Annotated in this window: 12 protein-coding genes; 5 read left to right on the top strand and 7 right to left on the bottom strand. The window is 35.4% G+C overall.

Going from position 1 to position 14,666, the window contains the following annotated elements; all coding sequences use genetic code 11:
• Window positions 1–6: 6 nt before the first annotated feature.
• The 7 genes from cadA to IPI31_12800 form a co-directional block, all read right to left on the bottom strand.
• Window positions 7–2,040, bottom strand: coding sequence for a cadmium-translocating P-type ATPase (gene cadA / locus IPI31_12830; protein ID MBK7568698.1), 2,034 nt, complete (start codon window positions 2,038–2,040; stop codon window positions 7–9).
• 11 nt (window positions 2,041–2,051) lie between these two features.
• On the bottom strand, window positions 2,052–2,777 hold the full coding sequence (locus tag IPI31_12825; protein MBK7568697.1) for a cation transporter: 726 nt from the start codon (window positions 2,775–2,777) through the stop codon (window positions 2,052–2,054).
• Between the two features lie 71 nt (window positions 2,778–2,848).
• A complete protein-coding gene (locus IPI31_12820; protein ID MBK7568696.1) occupies window positions 2,849–3,427 on the bottom strand; it encodes a helix-turn-helix transcriptional regulator in 579 nt (192 codons plus the stop codon).
• Between the two features lie 16 nt (window positions 3,428–3,443).
• Window positions 3,444–5,507, bottom strand: coding sequence for a T9SS type A sorting domain-containing protein (locus IPI31_12815; GenBank protein ID MBK7568695.1), 2,064 nt, complete (start codon window positions 5,505–5,507; stop codon window positions 3,444–3,446).
• Window positions 5,508–5,581: 74 nt separating this feature from the next.
• Complete coding sequence (locus IPI31_12810; protein MBK7568694.1) at window positions 5,582–7,294, bottom strand: multicopper oxidase domain-containing protein; 1,713 nt, start codon at window positions 7,292–7,294, stop codon at window positions 5,582–5,584.
• Between the two features lie 41 nt (window positions 7,295–7,335).
• Window positions 7,336–8,121, bottom strand: a complete 786-nt coding sequence (locus tag IPI31_12805; GenBank protein MBK7568693.1) for a T9SS type A sorting domain-containing protein — start codon at window positions 8,119–8,121, stop codon at window positions 7,336–7,338.
• A 104-nt stretch (window positions 8,122–8,225) separates the two neighbouring features.
• Entirely contained in the window at window positions 8,226–8,639 is a 414-nt protein-coding gene (locus tag IPI31_12800; protein ID MBK7568692.1) for a hypothetical protein, read from the bottom strand.
• A 207-nt stretch (window positions 8,640–8,846) separates the two neighbouring features.
• Here IPI31_12800 and IPI31_12795 point away from each other — a divergent pair, with 207 nt between their 5' ends.
• The 5 genes from IPI31_12795 to IPI31_12775 all read left to right on the top strand — a co-directional run bounded on the left by IPI31_12795 (window position 8,847) and on the right by IPI31_12775 (window position 14,665).
• Window positions 8,847–9,488, top strand: a complete 642-nt coding sequence (locus IPI31_12795; GenBank protein MBK7568691.1) for an SCO family protein — start codon at window positions 8,847–8,849, stop codon at window positions 9,486–9,488.
• Between the two features lie 650 nt (window positions 9,489–10,138).
• Window positions 10,139–10,585, top strand: coding sequence for a hypothetical protein (locus IPI31_12790; GenBank protein ID MBK7568690.1), 447 nt, complete (start codon window positions 10,139–10,141; stop codon window positions 10,583–10,585).
• Window positions 10,586–11,390: 805 nt separating this feature from the next.
• Entirely contained in the window at window positions 11,391–13,019 is a 1,629-nt protein-coding gene (locus IPI31_12785; GenBank protein ID MBK7568689.1) for an ATP-binding cassette domain-containing protein, read from the top strand.
• Between the two features lie 455 nt (window positions 13,020–13,474).
• Window positions 13,475–14,026: a peptide-methionine (R)-S-oxide reductase MsrB gene (gene msrB, locus IPI31_12780; GenBank protein ID MBK7568688.1), complete on the top strand. Its 552-nt coding sequence runs from the start codon at window positions 13,475–13,477 to the stop codon at window positions 14,024–14,026.
• 27 nt (window positions 14,027–14,053) lie between these two features.
• On the top strand, window positions 14,054–14,665 hold the full coding sequence (locus IPI31_12775) for a class I SAM-dependent methyltransferase (GenBank protein MBK7568687.1): 612 nt from the start codon (window positions 14,054–14,056) through the stop codon (window positions 14,663–14,665).
• Window position 14,666 lies beyond the last annotated feature (1 nt).

Here is a 14,666-nt window from a genome sequence, read left to right as displayed (position 1 = left end):
CATGTGTTAAAATTTAATTTTTAATGTTTTTGCATTTATAGCTACTATTACTGTACTGGCACTCATTAATACTGCACCTGCAGCCGGGGATAATAAAATTCCCCATTGGAATAAAACACCAGCTGCCAATGGCAGAGCAATAATATTATATCCGGTTGCCCATAGCAAATTTTGTATCATTTTCTTATAAGTAGCCTTTCCAAAGAGAATTAAATTTACAACATCTGAAGGATTGCTATTTACTAAAATGATTCCTGCGGTTTCCGCTGCAATATCACTGCCACTTCCTACTGCAATACCAATATCAGCCACTGCTAAGGCGGGCGCATCATTAACTCCGTCACCTGTCATTGCAACAAACTCACCCGAACTCTGCAATGCTTTTATTTTTTCTAATTTTTGATGAGGCAATACTTCCCCATAAAAACTATCAATACCCAATTTTTCACTCACACTTTTTGCCACCTTATTGTTATCGCCGGTAAGAAGCAATGTCTTTATTCCATTTTGTTTTAATTTGGATATTGCAGCTTCGGATTCCGGGCGGATTTGATCGGATAATAAAATATATCCTGCCAATTTGTTTTCGATAAGTAGAAAAACTGCAGTTTCCATATCGCTTGCAATGAAACTTCCCGGCATGGTAATATTCATTTCTTTTAAATACCCGGGACTAACAACTTTGATCTTTTTATTTTCCACCATTGCTTCCACACCCTTTCCGGTTATTGCTTTAAAATTCTCTGCATCAGGAATATTAATTGACAATTCCTTCACCTTTTTAATAATTCCTGTTGCGATCGGATGTTCCGAATTTTGTTCCAATGCTGATACTAAACGAATTAATTCATTTTCATTTATAGCTGTATTTACTGATACAATTTTAGATACCTCAAATTTACCAATAGTGAGTGTCCCGGTTTTATCAAATACCAGTGTTGTAATTTTTCTGGCATTTTCAAATGCTGTCCTGTTCTTTATCAACAGACCATTTTTTGCAGATAATGCCGTTGATTTTGCCACCACTAAAGGAACTGCTAGACCCAAGGCATGTGGACAACAAATTACAATTACGGTAACCATTCTTTCCATGGCAAAAGCTATTTCTTTTCCGGAAGAATACCAAAATATGAAGGTTGAAATACCTGCAACAATTGCAATAATTGTTAACCATTTTGCAGCTCTATTGGCAAGGAGTTGCGTTTTGGATTTTGAGCGTTGTGCATCCTGAACCAGCTTAATTACCTGCGACAAATAGGAATCTTTTGCGTTATGCGATACAACAACTTTTATGGAGCCGTTGCCATTTATAGCACCTGCGATAACCTTATCTCCCTTTATTTTTTGTACCGGTTTCGATTCCCCCGTAAGCATCGATTCATTCAAATAACTTTCACCTTCCGTTATTATCCCATCTGCTGCAACCTTTTCACCGGGTTTAATTAAAATAATATCATTTGTATTTAATGATTCCGTTTCAACATCATGTATTGTATCTCCCATTACCATATGTGCTTCAGAAGGCATTAATTGCACCAGTAATTCCAGCTCTTTAGATGCACCTGCAATAGATCTCATCTCAATCCAATGCCCCAGAAGCATAATAAGAATCAGTGTTGCCAATTCCCAAAAAAAATCCATGCCTGGCAAACCAAAAACGACCGCAACGCTATAAATATATGCTACGGAGATAGCAAATCCTATAAGAAACATCATTCCCGGATTTTTGAATCTTATTTCTTCTATCCAACCTTTTAAAAAGGGCCATCCACCATATAAATAAACAATTGTAGATAATAATAAAAGAATATATTGCGAACCTTTAAACTGTAAATTAATTCCAAGCCAATTCTGGATCATGGGAGAAAGTATTACTATAGGAACAGTGAGAATAAGTGTAACATAAAATCGATTCTTAAAATCCCTGATCATCATTTTATGATGGTCGTGTCCCTCCATGCCCATTTTAGGATTTGGATCCGAGGCCAGTCTTTTTGTTTCATGGCCGTGATGTGTATGATCGTGTATTTCCGTATTCATAAATATTATTTTTAAATATTAAGCATAAATAAGGCCATAACAACCATCAAAAGATCTTCAATAATGGTTACTGTGCTCATCGGCAAATTAAACACAGCTCCAAGACATGCACATTGAATTCTTTTTTTATGCATTACACTTTGAATAACACCAATACTGCTGAATCCCATAATTAATATAGTAGCAATATTTGTTATCTGCATATTAAAATTAATTAAATAGGCAATTCCCAGTCCTAATTCGATGAATGGATATACAAATCCATATGCGGGCATTTTTTTCGCCAATACATCATACATGGAATAACTTTCGGCGAACCCTTTCAGGTCGAGAAATTTAAAAAATGAAAAGGTGATAAAAAATCCAGCCATAAAATATTGCATCCAGATCATACTATCAAAACTTCCTGATCTTGTTGCAGATATTGTTGAAATACCGGCAATGAAGAGAAAGATCAACAATAGTGGTTTATATGTTTTAAACCAGGTTGAAACAGTATTCTGATGCATTGCTGCATGGGAAGAATCTGATCCGTTTTCCGAAATTCTATATTTCGAATCTGCACCAATAATGTCCTGTAATTCTTCCAGCGAAATATGTTTTTGCATTGTGATAACAGCGTTATCCGGCAAATTCACTTCTGCGGATAATATATCCGGGTGGATCAATAACCTGCTTTTAACATTGGTTATACAACCACTGCAGGTCATGTTTGAGACTTTGTAAGAATGTGTCATAATTATTTGTTTTTATAACACAAAGGTCGCCTGATATTTCAAGCTGACTGTTACACAATTTTTGATTTGATTTATATAATTTCCAACCTGATATTATCCAGTCCTTTTCTTTTATGACTTGTAAGTGCCCTGAAATTACTTGGAGTAAGCCCAGTAGTCTTTTTAAACTGACTGCTCAAATGCGCAACACTGCTATATCCCATTTCAAATGCAATTTCACTCAGCGATTTTTCTCCGTAAACCAATAACTCTTTCACACGCTCGGTTTTTTGAAGGATAATATATTTTTCTATAGTGATACCTTCCGTAACGGAAAATAAATTGCTTAAAAAGGAATACTCTTTTAATAAGGCATTTTCCAATAACTGAGAGAAATTCATCTTTTTATCGAAATGTTTTCCATTTTGAATTTGTTCGATGACGATATTTTTTATGCGCTCGATTATCTTTGAATTCTTGTTGTCCAGAATCTCAAATCCTTCAGTGTTCAAAACTGATGTGATAGATTTCAGTTGAACATCTGAAATTTTATTTTTAATCTCTACTTCACCTAAGGTAATTTTAGAAACCGGAATTCCTTTGCTTTCAAAAATATTTTTTACGGTGCGCAAACATCGGTCGCACACCATATTTTTAATATACATGGTCATATGCCAACAACTTTTCTTATTCCACTATTACCAATTTTTTAGTGGCAAATCCATTTTCAGAAACAATTTTCAGAATATATGTTCCGGCAGCATAATCAGAAATATCAATTTGTTGCTGATTCCCAACTGCCGCGACCTTATCATAAATAATTTCTCCCAGATTATTTAAAATTGTGAACTTCATTTCGATATTTTGGTATGGAGCATTCACATTTAAAGTAAATATTCCATTTGATGGGTTCGGATACACTGCAACATTATTTTGCAACACATGATCATGAATGCCTACTGTATTGGTAATATTTATTCTCACTAATTCATCTTCTCCCTGATCTACAAACCATATCATACCATCAGGTCCAATTTTAATTCCCATTAATCCAGTTCTTTCTGTTTGTAATCTTTTAAGTTCAATGGCAGGCACTGAGGTAATATCATAAATAATAATCTCTCCGGTTGCATGATCACTAACGAGCATATAATCATCAATAACATCAATTCCTACGGGTTCAATTAAACCTTCTGAAACAATTTCCACCCAATCGGTATTTTCTATTTCATTTGCTTCAGCCAATGGTTCATTAGCATGAGGAAAAGTGCCGGTAACTTCACCTGACTCCGGATCCATTCTGATAATTCTTCCATCCCCGGCATCAATAGTATACAAATAATTCGACGCCTTATCAAACACCAAATGTGAAGGCAGATCATCATTTATCATTTCAATATCAAAATCCAGGTATTCCCAAACTCTTCCATCTGCATGATCATCATTTCCCGGCCCGTGATCCTTTACAAAGTCATACATATGAACATACCCGTGATAATTGCAAAAAACAAAAAATGCATTGTCGCGCCATGCTGTAATTCCCATAGCGAAAGGGCTTTGGTGTAACATATCTAAATGGCTTCCATTTCCACCCGAAGGCTCAGCATAAATATCCATATCACTTGTCCATAAAGTTGGGCCTGTAAATGTTCCACCACTGTGATTGGCATCCTTTACTCCGGGTGAAGTTGCAAAATTTGTATTTTCACTGAATGCAATACCTGTTGGAAGACTCATAAAATGCCATGCATTTCCATCTTGTTTCCATTCTGATGTTTGGCCTCCTTGTCCTGCATTCCAAAAGGTAACTGTTGATCCGCCAGAACCTTCTGTCCCTTTATTGGTAACCCATACCTGAAATTCAGTTAATATAGGGTGAAAATCCAGATCGGTTGGATTTTCAATATCGTCGTCCGCATTTCCAATCACTTCATATTCTTCTACAAAGGTCAAATAATTGGCAATAATATTTGGTGTAGGATCACCAATAATAATTTCTTTATTTATAAAATCATTTGCTGGGTTTAAATCATCGTTATCATTTATTTTTCCCGATGATAATTTTACATCATAGGTTCCCAATATCAAGATATTCCATGGAAGCGGGTGAACAAATTCGGCTGTGGTAAATGGTTCTATATTTAAGCCAGCAAGTGTAGAAATAACTTCTGTTCCTCCATCTATGCTATAAATTACCTCTAAGGTATTAATCGTATTTGCACTATAATTTGAAATTTCTCCTTCAATATTTACAACGCCCGGATTATTATAGGGATTATTGGTAATAGCAGAAATACTTGCATCATAAGCAAGAGGTGGCGTAATTTCAAAATTAAAAGTATTACCCTCACCTGTTCCTACAAAATTATACATTGGATATTCATCTAATGATACATTAAATTTAAAAGCGCCATCACCCCAGTCGTCAATATATTTGATATCATAAAATCCTTCATTAAGGCAACCCACCACCTCTGTAATGGATATATTATCACCATAACCAAAGGCAGTAGTTGCATCCTGCTCACCCGCACCGCTGCAACCAACCTGAATATCGTTACCACCCTCCCAGATGGTTCCGGTTCCGCAGGCATTTCCGGCAGGCACCAATTGCCAATATCCCTCATAACCATAGGAATCAGTTTCAATTTCTATTACAACATCCATCTGACCAACAGGACATTGTCCGGAAATATGGTTTGACAACGAAAATGTTGTAACCATAAAAATAAGTAGTAACCAATTTTTCATTTGTATTTGTTTTAAATTGATGAATAATTTAATTGTTCAAATTAATAAAAGTTTTTAAATATTATTTAAATATATTATTTAATAAAAATTTTTGTCAGCACCTCTTTCTTTAAAATTAACTCCAGTATGTATGACCCTGGAGGAATTACAGAAACATCAATAAAAAATTTATCCCCACTGAGGTTTTTTTTATCGATAATTATTTGACCTGCATTATTAACAATTCTAACTTCCACATGCTCCAAATTGTATTGCAATGAAATAAAAAGTGTGTTTGTTACCGGGTTTGGAAATATCTGAAAGTCTGACCCTTCCATATCCAGGATCGAAGTTGCGCTTGTATCAATTACTCTGAAACTCCCCATCATTCCATCATCCTCATGATGCAGCATATGACAATGATACATATATGGAATATAATTATCGGCAAAATCGTCAAACTTTGTAATTACTTCAACATATTCCATTGGTTTAACAAGAACAACGTCTTTCAAACCCTGCAAGTGAATTGGAACAGGTCCGCCATTGATATTATCAATATAAAATTGAATATCATGAATGTGAAATGGATGGGCAATTCCGGTATTGTTTACAATTCTCCATAATTCAACATCATTTAAATAAACTGTTTGATTAATTGTCATTATATCAAAATGATCTCCATTGATATTAAAAGGTCCCATCACCTGCCCTTCAGGATCCATCATTTCGTCTGGCTGCAAATTAAATACACGAGAATTATCATAATCAGTATATGGAGTATTAACAATTAAAATACTTGGAATAGTGGAGATCGGATCTGCATTTTGTTCCACCACATTTATTTGTAATATATCAAAGTCGGCACCATTCAAGGGATTCAGGTCATAATTTGGAATTTCACCACCCATCATTCCGGTCACTGTCGCTGCACCATAAATACCATTTTCAATTTCTGAACTAAAACTCTTTAAATAAATTGTTTGTCCTGCTAATGTTTGGAGATCCACCAAAATTTCCGCGCGTTCACCAGGGCCCAATAATATTCTGGAAAGAGGAATTGGGTCATTCAATAAACCGCCATCCGTTCCAATTAAAACAAATTCTTGATCATTAGAAAGTCCAAAATTATAAACGCGCATGGACGAACCGTTCAACAATCGCAAACGAATTATTTGCGCAGGTGCATCCAAATATGGATCTACGGTTCCATTTACGCAAATCAAAGTATCCTCTTCCGTTGAAATTGCAATTTGATTCAATACATCAAAAGCTTTGGATTGCACAACCAATGGAAAATCGTCAACTCCATATGTTCGCGGAAGTCCAAGTTCGGCTTCCGCACTATCCTTCACAATAATAAATCCGGCCAATCCCCTTGAAACCTGTAAATCAGTTTTTCCTTCTCCGTGTGGGTGATACCAAAATGTTGATGCATTATTCAATATTTGAAACTGCGGGCTCCATGTTGTTCCTTGTTCAATTATTTGATGTGGTCCGCCATCAGCATGAGCAGGAACATGCAGTCCATGCCAATGCATAGTGGTGGAATTTCCCGTGCCGGTTAAATTATTGGTAACATTGATCGTGATTGAATCCCATTTATTTACAATTAAAGTAGGGCCAAGAATATTTCCATTAATACCGTAAGTAGGTGTATTAATTCCCGGAAAAAATTGTGTCATACCATTTTGAACGGATAGATCAAAATTGGTTCCGCTAAGTACCGGAGGAATTAAAAGTGGATTTTGCGATTTACAAACTAAAAATCCTCCAGATAATAATATTATTAATAAACTCTTTTTCATTTTCCTCCTCAATAATTATTTATAAAAAAAGTATACTTATTTTAATGTGTAATTGTCAACATTTTCATGCTTGAATTTCCATTTGCGGTTAATTTAACGAGATAAATACCCTCCGAAATTGAGGATACATTCACTTGTTTAATTATATTTCCCGCAACATTTTTTTCCTCAGCAATTTCCAATATCAATTTGCCTGTAATATCAAGAATATTAATTTTAATATCTGAATTCATTGATATATCGACATTTATCTGTAATATTTCGTTAGCAGGATTTGGATATACATTAAAATTTGAAATGGAGGATACGTTATTCAGAATATCTGTTGGCGCTCCTAACATATTTAGTATTGAATCCCGCATTTCTGTAGTGTCACTTGTGATAAAACTTAAAGTGGTAAACATCACTCTGTGATCAGCTCCACCTAATAAAACAACAGTAGGCATTCCGAAACCACCGTAATATGCCACAGGATATTCACCGCTATCCATTGGTGCAAAAAATGGTAAGTGGTTATCTTCTACCCATGAAATGGAATAATCGCAGGTTGTAATATCTTGAAATGGAAAAGCATAACCCTTTACCATATCAGGATAATCAACCATAATATTTGTCGCCATTTCCTGCATCTTATCTGCAGGTGGTGGACATGCACCACAATCAGGCATATAAAAATGTAAAATAATAGCCTTTCCCGCATCCAGATCAGCGAACATATCCACGGGTTCACCATAACAATCAACACCACTGATCTGCATTGCAGTTTGTGCATTAATATTGGTGCAAAAACATGTTATAATTAGAGAAATTGTAATAAGTACTTTCATTTTATTTGTTTTATTTTTCTTAATAATTTTAATATAAAAATGTTTAAATAAAAATGCAAAAACCTTGCAAGCTGTGCCCACAAAGCAATATCCGAATATAAAAATTAAATTAGGAAACTTTGAATAAAAATTGGAATACCGTCCTTTGGAGGTGGTGGGACAAACCCAGTGTAAACAGCTACGGTATTTTGAGAAAAATACACCGATGTCACTTGGAAGATGGAGATAGAAATATCAGCTACAAAAAAGGGTTTATCTAAATTAAAAGCATTGAAAGAATGAAATTGCCCTAAGGTTTGCAGAAAAACAAAATGGTCGTCCTGACAATCAGATTTGTCTTTATCATTATCAGATTCTAATGGTATTGCTCTATTACAACAATCATGTTTGGGTTTCAATTCCTCTTCACAATCAGAAAGTTTTGTAGAGCACAGGCCTGAACAAGCATAAGATTGAAGAACAGAGGCTAAAATTATGAGCCCAAATCCCTTCATTATGTAGCGCTTTACCTTTGCCATTATCCTGTAAATATACAAAAAATTGCAATTTTAAAATGGGCTAAAGGGTTGAAGTTTTGCCTGATAATCGCACCAATTCAGTAGTTGAAACTTAAACTTGCCGATATTGTTCAATTGCTTAAAACAGGTTTAAATGTTGTATTCTGTAAAAGTGTCAAATATTTTCAAATTCTATATTTTCAAAACTCTCAGTCCTAATTTTGCAGTATGAAAAGGTTTACCAATTTTCAAATTGCAGTAGTTACTGTTTCGGTGATCGTGCTTTTTGCCATCATAATTACTTACATATATACCATTGACCTGCACAAAGAACCTGTTTTGCCTTTTTATGGTCCTGAAGGCGACAAGGGGCAACCACATTACGTTTCAGACTTTAAATTGATTGATCAAAACAATGAAGTAATTACACAGGATATCTACAAGGATAAGATCTATGTTGCCGATTTTTTCTTTACCACCTGTCTGGGAATTTGTCCTATCATGACCGAGGAGATGATTCGAGTTTACAAGGCGTATAAGGACGAACCGGAAGTGTTAATTCTTTCACATACCGTTGATCCTGAGCACGATACACCTGAAGTTTTAGCCAGATATGCCAAAAATCGAGACATCAATTCAGAAAAATGGCATTTTGTTACCGGAGAAAAAAAACAGCTGTATGATCTTGCCCGCTACAGTTATTTGGTGGATGCCACTGAAGGCGACAATGGTCCGAACGACTTTGTCCACACCGAGAATTTCGCTTTAGTTGACCGTGAGGGCAGAATTCGGGGGTATTATGACGGAACAGACTCGGTTGAAGTTAAAAAGCTGATTGGTGACATCAGATTGTTGTTGGATGACAAATAAATAGTTTTCAATACCTACGAAACTTTAGCCCAGCTAATAACTAAAAAAGGGGAACGCGGATTTGGCGGATAAAAAGGATAAAAAATACTGTGAAACTAGATAAAAGTTGATGTAAGACAGTAAGTTACGTTTTTCATCAAACACAAGTCCCGAAGGGACGATACATCTTGTAACAACGGACTTTAGTCCGTGTTAACTAAAGTATGTATTACGGACATACACCTAATCTTGATGGCTTTCCTTCGCCCTTGAAGAAAATTGGTGTAATAGTTTATTATTAATGGCATTACGATTGATCTTTATTTTCTTGCAGGACATTGGGATGTACTATTTCCAATTTTGGGATTAGTTCCCTGAACCATTTAACATTTTAGATGATGTAAGAAAAACGGAATAAATCCACTTAAAGCAACGCCAATGAAAAAATATTATGTGCTCAAAGGTTGGAAGCTACCACAGGATATGACATAACTTCACATATTTAGTATTGCCGTAAAATTTACTCTACAAATAGAGTCTTTGGGGTCAACTACTTTCAAGGTATTCAATCGTGAGCAGTAAATGATTTTTATCACCTCACTTGCCAACGCACGATATCCTTTCTCACAAAAAACCCAGCTAATTTTACGGTGTACAAAAAAACTCAAACAATGAAATCAAATCTAATTATTGGAGCTATTATCCTGATTTTAGTATCAGGATTGGGTTGCAAAAAGGACAACCCGGCTTCGTTAACAAATACACCGGATAATTACATGGTTGGTTCATGGCGCATCAGTTCATTTGTGGATGGTAATGTTAATCAGACAACTCATTTTTCAGAATACACATTTATCTGCGATGCATCCGGAAATATGTCTATTTGTATAAACGGCGATACAATTTATAGTAACTGGCAATGGGGCGACGATTCACATTCAATGTGCAATTTTGATATTATGGGATGTGATAACGATTCCTATTTGTGGGATTTAAATTATAGTTGGAATATTACCGGTCACGATGATATGAATTGCTACTTTACCAACGATGATTCACATGGCGATTGCAACGACATGATGAATCATACAAGAACTATGACTTGGTCTCGTAACTAAGGCTTTCATACCAACGATCTTACATAGTGCAATCTTTACTGATTACTTATAAAATATTGCACTATGTAAATTTGCAATTAAAACAATTTAGGTGCTGGAAAGGACTTTAACACTAAATGTTTTAAGTCTTGATTCTAAGATTGTTATGTTTCAGCTTTGACTGAATAACTCAAGTTTTATTTTCTAATGTCCCCCATTTGTACTCCGCCTCCTCAAAACCCTTACAAATCAACCCATTTCACTTTTTGTATTGGAACTAAAAGTAGCACCGACTAGTGTTTCACATTTATCGGGTGTTTGTTCTTCTTTACAGGAGTTAACAAATAAGATGGTACAAGTCACTGTTAATAGCATAAAATGGTTTTTCATTGTTTTATTTTTTTGTTGTTAAAGATACAAATGCCAATTAAAAAATCAAAAGAGTTTGATTCTCTTTATAGCTTGCCGCTATCTAAAGTATGTATTAGGGACATACGGCCTAATCCTGAAGGCTTTCCTTCGCCCTTCAGTGGTTGGTGAGAAACACCAACCACGGCTTTGAAGAATATCCATAGTCCTGTAGGGACGAGATATCGGTAACAAGTGAAAAGCAAGACCACGTTAGTCCTGTAGGGACGGCATATCAATAGCTCCAATGCGGGGGAAACTTTCAGAACAGACAGAGAAATTTTTATACTGGCTCTATTTCTATTTTTCTTACATTGGGGTATTACAAATTTTTGAAATTTTAAGGCACAAAATTCCTATAAAACGCCATTTTTCCCTATTTTATCCGTACCTTTGCACCCGCAAAATCTGACTTTTAATGATCACAGTTAATAATGTTTCGCTTCGATATGGTAAACGTATTCTTTTTGAAGAAGCAAACCTCAAATTCACCAAAGGCAATTGTTACGGAATTATAGGTGCAAATGGCGCCGGTAAATCCACTTTTTTAAAAATTATTTCGGGGGAGATAGAACCTACTACCGGCATCGTGGATATTACTCCCGGTGAACGTATGGCGGTTTTGAAACAAAATCACAGCGAATTTGACCAGCATTCGGTAATTCATACCGTTATGATGGGACATAAAAAATTATGGGCCATTATTCAGGAAAAGGATGCATTATATGCAAAACCTGATTTTAATGAGGCGGATGGTTTGCGTGTTGGAGATCTTGAAGCAGAATTCGGTGAAATGAATGGCTGGACCGCAGAAAGTGATGCAGCAGAATTATTGAGTAATCTCGGAGTTACGGAAGATAAACACTACGAATACATGAAGGATCTTTCCGGAAAAGAAAAGGTGCGTGTTTTAATTGCACAGGCACTTTTTGGAAATCCTGATATTTTGTTGATGGATGAGCCTACCAATGATCTGGATATTGATACCATTCAATGGTTGGAAAACTTTCTTGCCGATTATGAAAATACCGTTATTGTAGTTTCCCACGACAGACACTTTTTAGATGCTGTTTGTACGCACGTTGCAGATATTGATTATGGTAAAATAAGCATTTTCACTGGTAATTATTCCTTCTGGTATCAATCGTCGCAATTAATGTTGCAATTAATGTCGCAGAAGAATAAAAAGACTGAGGACAAACGCAAAGAATTACAGGATTTTATTGCGCGATTCAGTGCAAATGCATCTAAAGCAAAACAGGCAACATCCCGTAAAAAGGCTTTGGAGAAATTAAATATAGAAGAATTAAGACCTTCCACACGTAAATATCCGGGTATATTTTTCACGCCGGAAAGAGAGGTTGGTGATCAGGTTTTACAGGTTACCAATTTATCAAAAACAGCTAACGGAAAATTGTTGTTTAAAAATATTTCTTTCATTGCAGAGCGCGGAGATAAAATTGCAATTGTGAGTCGCGACCCACTTGCAAAAACAAATTTCCTTGAAATATTAGCCGGTGAGAAAAAAGCAGATATAGGTGAATTCAAATGGGGCGTTACAATCACCCCAAATTATTTACCAAACGATAACGCAGAATTTTTTACCGGTGATATTAATTTAATTGATTGGTTGCGTCAATATTCTAAAGATAAGGACGAATCATTTGTAAGAGGATTTTTAGGCCGTATGTTATTCAGCGGTGAAGAATCTTTAAAAAGTTGTAAAGTACTTTCCGGTGGCGAAAAAGTGCGTTGTATGATCTCAAGAAGTATGTTATTAGGCGGAAATACTTTAATACTGGATGAACCTACCAATCATCTCGATATGGAAAGTATCACCGCATTCAATAATGCGTTACAGGATTTTAAAGGATTTATATTATTCACATCTCATGATCATCAGTTCATGCAAACCGTAGCAAACAGAGTTATCGAAATTACACCAAATGGAGTAATAGATAAACTTATGACCTACGACGAATATATTGTGGATGAAAAGGTGAAGGAAATGCAGGAGAGGATGTATCCCGTCGAAGAGTTTGTTTAAACGATAAACGCAGAAAAAATTGACAATTGACAATTTACAATTGACAATTTTAACAGCCGGGTTAACGATAACATTTGGGATTTGTCTCATAGGTCTTACTTCCTATTTCCTATTTCTCTTTTAATATCGAATAAAGAACAAAGAATAAAGAACATTAATCGGATTGACAACCCGGTAGATTTTCCTTCGCATTAAACTCTATTAATCATTTTAAATAATCTCTTTAACTTGAAGGTATCAACTTTTATGTATTCTTAAATTTAAACCCCAGAGGGGTGAAATTATTATAGTTAAATTTATAATTTTAAATCTACAAAACCCCAGAGGGGTGACATTATAATCCATACGACCAGCAGTCTGATTGGTAATGGAAACTATTTTCATAAAGCAATTGTTTAAAAATCCATATTCACAAAAACCTCGTTTATATGTCAATATCAACCACCTATAACATCATGAGAAAGCATTTAATGATTTTTACCATTGCATTGATCCCGGCAATTTTCAGTTGCGGTCAGAGCAAAACTAGTTCTTTAGAAACTAAGTCTGACAGTGATACTACTGAACAAAAGATAATGATCACCTTGGAATCACCGGATTATATGTGGGATGGAGTGAAGATCACCAAGACAGATGCGGAATGGCAGAAAATAATGACGGAGCAACAATTTTACGTTGCAAGGCAAGCGGGAACGGAAAGACCTTTTAAAAATCCTTTTCATGACAATCATGAAGATGGTATTTATTACTGTGTGGGTTGCGGAATGCCTTTATTTGATGCAAAACATAAATTTGATTCTGGAACCGGTTGGCCGAGTTTTTATCAGCCGATTAATGCTAAAAATATTGCCACTGATACCGACACCGATATCGGTTATGTTAGAGATGAAATTCATTGCGCACGCTGTGAAGCTCACCTGGGTCATGTATTTGATGACGCACCTTCCACACCAACAGGTTTGCGTTACTGTATAAACTCTGCTTCTTTAATTTTCAAAAAAAGATAACTTTGCTGCCTCTTTACACTTGCAGCATTGGTATTATACATCATTCATAAGGTCCCTCTTTTCAGAAAACTCTATTTTAATAGTGTTGGAAGACCCTTTGTATCTAAAAAAATAAGACCTCTTGTAAGTATTTTGCCCAAAAATTCACCCATTTTGGATATTGGATCCGGAAATGGATTGGCAGCGCATCTGCTGAAAGAAAAAGGCTTTAATATAGTTCCGCTCGATATTCATGAAGGTAATTATCATCCTTCTGTAAAACCAATTGTTTACGATGGAAAAAATATTCCTTTTGGTGATAACAGTTTTCATACAGGAATAATATTAACAGTTTTACATCATATAGAAGATCCTGAAGAATTTTTAAAGGAAGCCGTAAGAGTATGTGAAGAATTAGTGATCATGGAGGATATTTATGACAATAAAATGCAACAATATCTCACCTATTTTTTAGATCGTGTAGCCAATTTATTTTATTCCCCCTGCCCTCACACCAATAAAAATGATGCTCAATGGCGTGCAACATTTGCAAAACATGATCTTGAAGTAGTTACAGTGCATTATCGGAAAGTTATCTTTGTGATCAAACAGGCAGTTTATCATGTTAAAAAGGTTAACGGAGCTAAAAAAGATATTTGAT

It is taken from the genome of Bacteroidota bacterium, assembly GCA_016706865.1.
In the GTDB taxonomy this organism is placed as follows: domain Bacteria; phylum Bacteroidota; class Bacteroidia; order Chitinophagales; family BACL12; genus UBA7236.
The sequence above is the reverse complement of the archived record's forward strand: the minus strand, read 5'-3'. Positions and strand labels throughout refer to the sequence as shown.

Excerpts from the sequence above, each read along its gene's own strand:
- cadA (MBK7568698.1), bottom strand. The coding sequence starts at position 2,040 with ATGAATACGGAAATACACGATCATACACATCACGGCCATGAAACAAAA.
- IPI31_12825 (MBK7568697.1), bottom strand. The coding sequence starts at position 2,777 with ATGACACATTCTTACAAAGTCTCAAACATGACCTGCAGTGGTTGTATA.
- IPI31_12820 (MBK7568696.1), bottom strand. The coding sequence starts at position 3,427 with ATGACCATGTATATTAAAAATATGGTGTGCGACCGATGTTTGCGCACC.
- IPI31_12815 (MBK7568695.1), bottom strand. The coding sequence starts at position 5,507 with ATGAAAAATTGGTTACTACTTATTTTTATGGTTACAACATTTTCGTTG.
- IPI31_12810 (MBK7568694.1), bottom strand. The coding sequence starts at position 7,294 with ATGAAAAAGAGTTTATTAATAATATTATTATCTGGAGGATTTTTAGTT.
- IPI31_12805 (MBK7568693.1), bottom strand. The coding sequence starts at position 8,121 with ATGAAAGTACTTATTACAATTTCTCTAATTATAACATGTTTTTGCACC.
- IPI31_12800 (MBK7568692.1), bottom strand. The coding sequence starts at position 8,639 with ATGGCAAAGGTAAAGCGCTACATAATGAAGGGATTTGGGCTCATAATT.
- IPI31_12795 (MBK7568691.1), top strand. The coding sequence starts at position 8,847 with ATGAAAAGGTTTACCAATTTTCAAATTGCAGTAGTTACTGTTTCGGTG.
- IPI31_12790 (MBK7568690.1), top strand. The coding sequence starts at position 10,139 with ATGAAATCAAATCTAATTATTGGAGCTATTATCCTGATTTTAGTATCA.
- IPI31_12785 (MBK7568689.1), top strand. The coding sequence starts at position 11,391 with ATGATCACAGTTAATAATGTTTCGCTTCGATATGGTAAACGTATTCTT.
- msrB (MBK7568688.1), top strand. The coding sequence starts at position 13,475 with ATGAGAAAGCATTTAATGATTTTTACCATTGCATTGATCCCGGCAATT.